Raw genomic sequence first — 6,041 nt, 5'->3', positions numbered from 1 at the left:
GCGAAGTGGGGGTAGTTGACGCATACTAACAGCAGAAACGAACAAAGGGAGGAAAATGATGATGAACAACGGAACACATGCATCGGTCGAATCCGCGCTTCATCGCTACAAAGAGGGAATTGGGGCGTTCACCAAAAAACTTCCGAATGTGGCCGAGCGGTTTAACGCGTTTACGGAAGCGTGCTTTGCCGAGGGAGCGCTGTCAAAAAAAGAAAAACAATTGATTGCCCTCGGCATCAGCTTGGCGGCGCAAGACGAGTATTGCACGATTTACCATACGAAAGGATGCCTTGACGAAGGAGCGTCGGAACGGGAAATTTTGGAAGTATGCGCGGTGGCGGCCGCGTTTGGCGGCGGGGCGGCGATGAGCCAGGCGGTGACGCTCGTGCAGGAATGCCTCCGCGAGCTGCGGACAGCCCATTAGACTCCGGCAACGGGGTCTTTTTTTTTGCAAAAGCTCGTACAAACAGCCCGTTTTCGTGTAAAATATAAAAAGCGCTGTCCCTTTTTCCTGTTTTTCTCCGTTTAGTTGCGTCTACATAGTGAAAAAGGGGGCGGAATAGTTGCGCATATTTTTCATTTGTTATAAGATTGTAATGAGAATAAAATGAGAATGAGCGTCCGCTGGGTCAACAGCGAGCGATGACTATTTTCAAGCAGAAATTGGAGGTATGCTGCATGGCAGTGTTGACGATTCAAAATCTCCACGTTGCGGTGGAAGGGAAAGAGATTTTAAAAGGGGTTGACTTGGAAATCAAAGGCGGGGAAATCCACGCCATCATGGGTCCGAACGGAACGGGGAAGTCGACGCTGGCATCGGCCATTATGGGCCATCCAAAATATGAAGTGACAGAAGGATCGGTGACGCTCGACGGCCAGGATGTCCTTGAGATGGAAGTCGACGAACGGGCGCGCGCCGGCCTGTTTTTGGCGATGCAATACCCAAGCGAAATCAGTGGAGTGACGAACGCCGACTTTTTGCGCGCTGCGATCAATGCCCGGCTTGGCGAGGGCAACGAAATTTCGCTCATGAAATTCATCCGCAAGCTCGATGAAAAAATGGCGTTTCTCGAAATGAACCCGGATATGGCGCACCGTTACTTGAACGAAGGATTCTCGGGCGGGGAGAAAAAGCGAAATGAAATTTTGCAGCTGATGATGCTTGAACCGAAAATCGCCATTTTGGACGAGATCGACTCCGGATTGGACATTGACGCGCTGAAAATTGTCGCCAAAGGCGTCAACGAAATGCGCAGCAGCGAATTCGGCTGTTTGATCATCACTCACTACCAACGGTTATTGAACTACATCACGCCGGATTACGTGCACGTCATGATGCAAGGGCGCATCGTCAAATCCGGCGGTCCGGAACTGGCGCAGCGGCTTGAGGCGGAAGGGTACGACTGGATCAAAAAAGAGCTTGGCATTGAAGACGAAACGGTCGGACAAGAAGCGTAAGCGTTAGGAGGAGGATTATGGCGACAGAAACGAAAATCCCATTCGATGAAACATACATCCGCACGTTCTCAAGCGGGCGCGGCGAGCCGGACTGGCTGACGGCGCGGCGCCTTGAGGCGCTTCGGCTGGCGGAGCGGCTGCCGCTTCCGAAACCGGAGAAGACGAAAATCGACAAATGGAATTTCACCGAGTTCGCCCGCCACACGGTCGACAGCGCGCCGTATGATGGTCTTGACGATTTGCCGGAAGCGGTCAAGGCGCTCATCGAGGCGGGCGAAGGAACGAAAAACTTGTACGTGCAGCGCAACCATACGCCGGCGTACGTGTCGCTGTCCGATGAATTAAAAGAAAAAGGCGTCATTTTCACCGACATCTTCACAGCAGCGCGCGAGCATGGCGATTTGCTGAAAAACTATTTGATGACGGCGGTCAAGCCGGATGAGCACCGCCTTGCCGCGCTCCATGCGGCGCTGCTCAACGGCGGTGTGTTTGTCTATGTGCCGAAAAACGTGGAGATTGAAACGCCGCTTCAGGCGGTCTATATTCAAGACGAAGACGATATCGCCTTGTTCAACCATGTCATCGTCGTGGCGGAAGACAACAGCCGCGTCGTGTTTGTCGAAAATTATATATCGGCAAGCCGCGAAGGAAACGCGGTCGTCAATGTGGTTGCCGAGGTGTTTGCCCAAGCGAACGCAAGCGTCTTTTTCGCCGCTGTCGACCATTTGGCCAAAGGCACAACGACGTATGTCAATCGGCGCGGCATCGCCGGGCGCGACGGACGGATCGAATGGGCGCTCGGGCTGATGAATGACGGCAACACGGTCTCCGAGAACATCACCCGCCTTGTCGGCGACGGCTCGTTCGGCGATACGAAAACGGTCGCGGTCAGCCGCGGCGAGCAAGTGCAAAACTTTACGACGAGCGTCATTCATTACGGAAAGCATACAGAAGGCCACATTTTAAAACACGGCGTCGTCCGCGACAGCGCGACCTCGATTTTCAACGGCATCGGGAAAATTGAGCACGGCGCGTCAAAATCAAACGCCGAGCAGGAGTCGCGCGTCTTGATGTTGAGCGAAAAAGCGCGCGGCGATGCGAACCCGATTTTGCTCATTGATGAAGACGACGTCATGGCGGGCCACGCGGCATCGGTGGGACGCGTCGATCCGATCCAATTGTATTACTTAATGAGCCGCGGCATTCCGAGACGCGACGCGGAACGGCTCATCATCCACGGCTTTTTGGCGCCGGTCGTCGAGGCGATTCCAATTGAAGGCGTGAAAAACCAATTAATTGAAGTGATTGAAAGGAAAGTTCAATCATGAATGTAAACGACATTCGCGCGTTGTTTCCAATTTTGCATCAGGACGTCAACGGCCATCCGCTCGTTTATTTCGACAGCGCGGCGACATCGCAAAAGCCGCTGCCGGTGATTGAGGCGCTTGACCGCTATTACCGCGAGTACAACTCGAACGTCCACCGCGGCGTCCATACGCTCGGGACGAAGGCGACGGACGCGTACGAAGGCGCGCGCGAAAAAGTGCGGCGGTTTTTAAACGCCCAATCGGCGCAGGAAATCATCTTTACGCGCGGCACAACCGCTGCGCTCAACTTGGTCGCTGCAAGCTACGGGCGCGCCAACGTCAAAGAAGGCGATGAGATCGTCATCACGTACATGGAGCATCACAGCAACTTGATTCCGTGGCAGCAGCTGGCGAAGCAAACGGGGGCGACGTTAAAATACATTCCAATGCAGGAAGACGGCACGATCGATCTGCGCGATGTCGAGGCGACCGTCACCGAAGCAGCGAAGATTGTCGCCATTGCTCATGTATCGAACGTGCTTGGGACGATCAACCCGGTGCGGGAGATCGCCCGCCTCGCCCATGAGCGCGGGGCGGTCGTCGTCGTCGATGCGGCGCAAAGCGCTCCGCATATGAAGGTCGATGTTCAGGAACTTGATTGCGATTTTCTCGCCCTTTCCGGCCATAAAATGTGCGGGCCGACGGGAATCGGCGTATTATATGGCAAAAAGAAATGGCTTGAGCAGATGGAGCCGGTCGAGTTCGGCGGCGAAATGATCGATTTTGTCGAGCTGTACGACTCAACGTGGAAAGAGCTGCCGTGGAAGTTTGAAGGCGGCACGCCGATCATCGCCGGGGCGATTGGCCTTGGGGCGGCGATCGATTTCCTTGAACAAGTCGGCTTGGACGCCATCGCCGCCCATGAGCACGAGCTGGCGCAATATGCGCTTGAACGAATGGCGGACATCGACGGCGTCACCGTCTATGGCCCGAAAGAACGGGCGGGGCTTGTGACGTTTAACATCGAAGGGGTGCATCCGCACGATGTGGCGACCGTTTTGGACGCAGAAGGGGTCGCCATCCGCGCCGGCCACCATTGCGCCCAGCCGCTCATGAAATGGCTCGGCGTGACGGCGACCGCCCGGGCGAGCTTTTACCTTTACAATACGAAAGAGGAAATCGACCGGTTCATCGCCGCATTACAGAAAGCGAAGGAGTACTTCAGCCATGTCTTCTAACCATCCGTTGGACCAGCTTTACCGCCAAGTCATTATGGATCATTATAAAAACCCGCGCAACCGCGGGGTGCTTGAGGGCACGAACGTCGATGTCAACATGAACAACCCGACGTGCGGCGACCGCATCCACTTGACGATGAAAGTTGAAGACGGAAAAGTCGCCGACGTCAAATTTGAAGGGGAAGGCTGTTCGATTTCGATGTCGTCGGCGTCGATGATGACGCAGGCGATCAAAGGGAAAACGGTGGAAGAAGCGCTTCGGCTCGCCCACATTTTTTCCGACATGATCCAAGGGAAAGAGTACGACGATTCCGTCGACCTTGGCGACATCGAAGCGCTCCAAGGCGTTTCCAAGTTTCCGGCCCGCATCAAATGCGCGACGCTCGCGTGGAAAGCGCTCGAAAAAGGGCTGCACAATCATGAACATGAAGGAAGGTGAACCGAGATGGCGAAAAAAGCACCGGAAATCGGTGAATACAAGTACGGCTTCGTCGACAAGGACGTCTCCGTCTTCCGCGCCCAGCGCGGCCTGACGCGTGAAGTCGTCGAAGAAATTTCGCGGATGAAAAACGAGCCGCAATGGATGCTCGAGTTCCGCTTAAAAGCGCTCGACATCTTCTACAGCAAACCGATGCCGCAATGGGGCGGCGACTTGTCAAGCCTCGATTTCGATGAAATTACGTACTACGTCAAACCGACGGAAAAATCGGGCCGCTCATGGGATGAAGTGCCGGCGGAAATTAAAGCGACGTTCGATAAATTAGGGATTCCAGAGGCGGAACAAAAATATTTGGCCGGCGTCTCGGCGCAATATGAATCCGAGGTCGTCTACCACAACATGAAAGAAGACCTCGAAAAACTCGGTGTCATCTTTAAAGACACCGACTCGGCGCTGAAGGAAAACGAAGACTTGTTCCGCGAGTATTTCGCCAAAGTCGTGCCGCCGACGGACAACAAATTTGCGGCCTTGAACTCGGCCGTCTGGTCGGGCGGTTCGTTCATCTACGTCCCGAAAGGCGTCAAAGTCGATACGCCGCTTCAGGCGTACTTCCGCATCAACTCGGAAAACATGGGGCAGTTTGAACGGACGCTCATCATCGTGGACGAAGGGGCGCACGTCCATTACGTCGAGGGCTGCACGGCGCCGATTTACACGACGAACTCGCTCCATAGCGCGGTTGTTGAGATCATCGTCAAAAAAGGCGCGTACTGCCGCTACACGACGATCCAAAACTGGGCGAACAACGTCTTCAACTTGGTGACGAAGCGCGCCGTCTGCGAAGAAAACGCGACGATGGAATGGATTGACGGCAACATCGGCTCGAAGCTGACGATGAAATACCCGGCCGTCATCTTAAAAGGCGAAGGGGCGCGCGGCTTGACACTGTCGATTGCCATCGCCGGCAAAGGGCAGCACCAAGACGCCGGGGCGAAAATGATTCATCTGGCGCCGAATACGTCGTCGACGATCGTCTCGAAGTCGATCTCGAAACAAGGCGGCAAGGTGACGTATCGCGGCATGGTCCATTTCGGCCGCAAAGCGTCCGGCTCGCGCTCGAACATCGAATGCGATACGCTCATTCTCGACAACCAGTCGACATCGGATACGATTCCGTACAACGAAATTTTAAACGACAACGTGTCGCTTGAACACGAAGCGAAAGTGTCGAAAGTGTCGGAAGAGCAGCTGTTCTACTTGATGAGCCGCGGCATTTCCGAGCAGGAAGCGACGGAAATGATCGTCATGGGCTTCATCGAGCCGTTCACGCGGGAGCTGCCGATGGAATACGCGGTCGAGATGAACCGCTTGATCAAATTCGAGATGGAAGGAAGCATTGGGTAAGCTTGATGAATCAAGGGTGGAGCGTTCGCTTGGGGGTGCTTCCCCCACAAAACGCCCACATGATCGACGCAGGGCAAAACAAGGGAGCGGCCGGCGCTTATTCTCTCCGGTGGTCTCTGGAAGCGTCAAGGCCGCCCTGCAGGCCATTTCCTCCCTCATGGGAGCATGTTTTTAGGGGAGCGCTCTTTTTTGGGC

6 protein-coding genes are annotated in these 6,041 nt (G+C 54.9%); all 6 read left to right on the top strand.

Translation table 11 applies throughout. The annotated features are described in order from the left end of the window. The first annotated feature begins 61 nt into the window (after positions 1–61). The gene (locus tag VU18_RS13075) at positions 62–424 is read left to right on the top strand and encodes a carboxymuconolactone decarboxylase family protein (protein WP_031205993.1); all 363 of its coding nucleotides are present in this window, start codon (positions 62–64) and stop codon (positions 422–424) included. A 254-nt stretch (positions 425–678) separates the two neighbouring features. After that, positions 679–1,458 (top strand): Fe-S cluster assembly ATPase SufC, encoded by a 780-nt coding sequence (gene sufC / locus VU18_RS13070; protein WP_014196681.1) that lies wholly within the window; start codon positions 679–681, stop codon positions 1,456–1,458. 17 nt (positions 1,459–1,475) lie between these two features. Then, positions 1,476–2,786, top strand: coding sequence for a Fe-S cluster assembly protein SufD (sufD, locus tag VU18_RS13065; protein WP_014196680.1), 1,311 nt, complete (start codon positions 1,476–1,478; stop codon positions 2,784–2,786). Continuing rightward, positions 2,783–4,003: a cysteine desulfurase gene (locus VU18_RS13060; RefSeq protein WP_021321769.1), complete on the top strand. Its 1,221-nt coding sequence runs from the start codon at positions 2,783–2,785 to the stop codon at positions 4,001–4,003. Before sufD ends, VU18_RS13060 begins: the two co-directional genes overlap by 4 nt. After that, on the top strand, positions 3,993–4,442 hold the full coding sequence (sufU, locus tag VU18_RS13055; protein WP_013144310.1) for a Fe-S cluster assembly sulfur transfer protein SufU: 450 nt from the start codon (positions 3,993–3,995) through the stop codon (positions 4,440–4,442). The genes VU18_RS13060 and sufU overlap by 11 nt, the downstream gene beginning before the upstream one ends. Positions 4,443–4,448: 6 nt before the next feature. After that, positions 4,449–5,846: a Fe-S cluster assembly protein SufB gene (gene sufB / locus VU18_RS13050; protein WP_011232461.1), complete on the top strand. Its 1,398-nt coding sequence runs from the start codon at positions 4,449–4,451 to the stop codon at positions 5,844–5,846. Positions 5,847–6,041: the final 195 nt, after the last annotated feature.

Origin of the sequence: Geobacillus sp. ZGt-1, assembly GCF_001026865.1 — a bacterium.
In the GTDB taxonomy this organism is placed as follows: domain Bacteria; phylum Bacillota; class Bacilli; order Bacillales; family Anoxybacillaceae; genus Geobacillus; species Geobacillus thermoleovorans.
This window is presented reverse-complemented; position numbering and strand designations above follow the sequence as displayed.

Coding starts and splice junctions, on each gene's coding strand:
- sufC (WP_014196681.1), top strand. CDS start 679: ATGGCAGTGTTGACGATTCAAAATCTCCACGTTGCGGTGGAAGGGAAA.
- VU18_RS13060 (WP_021321769.1), top strand. CDS start 2,783: ATGAATGTAAACGACATTCGCGCGTTGTTTCCAATTTTGCATCAGGAC.
- VU18_RS13075 (WP_031205993.1), top strand. CDS start 62: ATGAACAACGGAACACATGCATCGGTCGAATCCGCGCTTCATCGCTAC.
- sufD (WP_014196680.1), top strand. CDS start 1,476: ATGGCGACAGAAACGAAAATCCCATTCGATGAAACATACATCCGCACG.
- sufB (WP_011232461.1), top strand. CDS start 4,449: ATGGCGAAAAAAGCACCGGAAATCGGTGAATACAAGTACGGCTTCGTC.
- sufU (WP_013144310.1), top strand. CDS start 3,993: ATGTCTTCTAACCATCCGTTGGACCAGCTTTACCGCCAAGTCATTATG.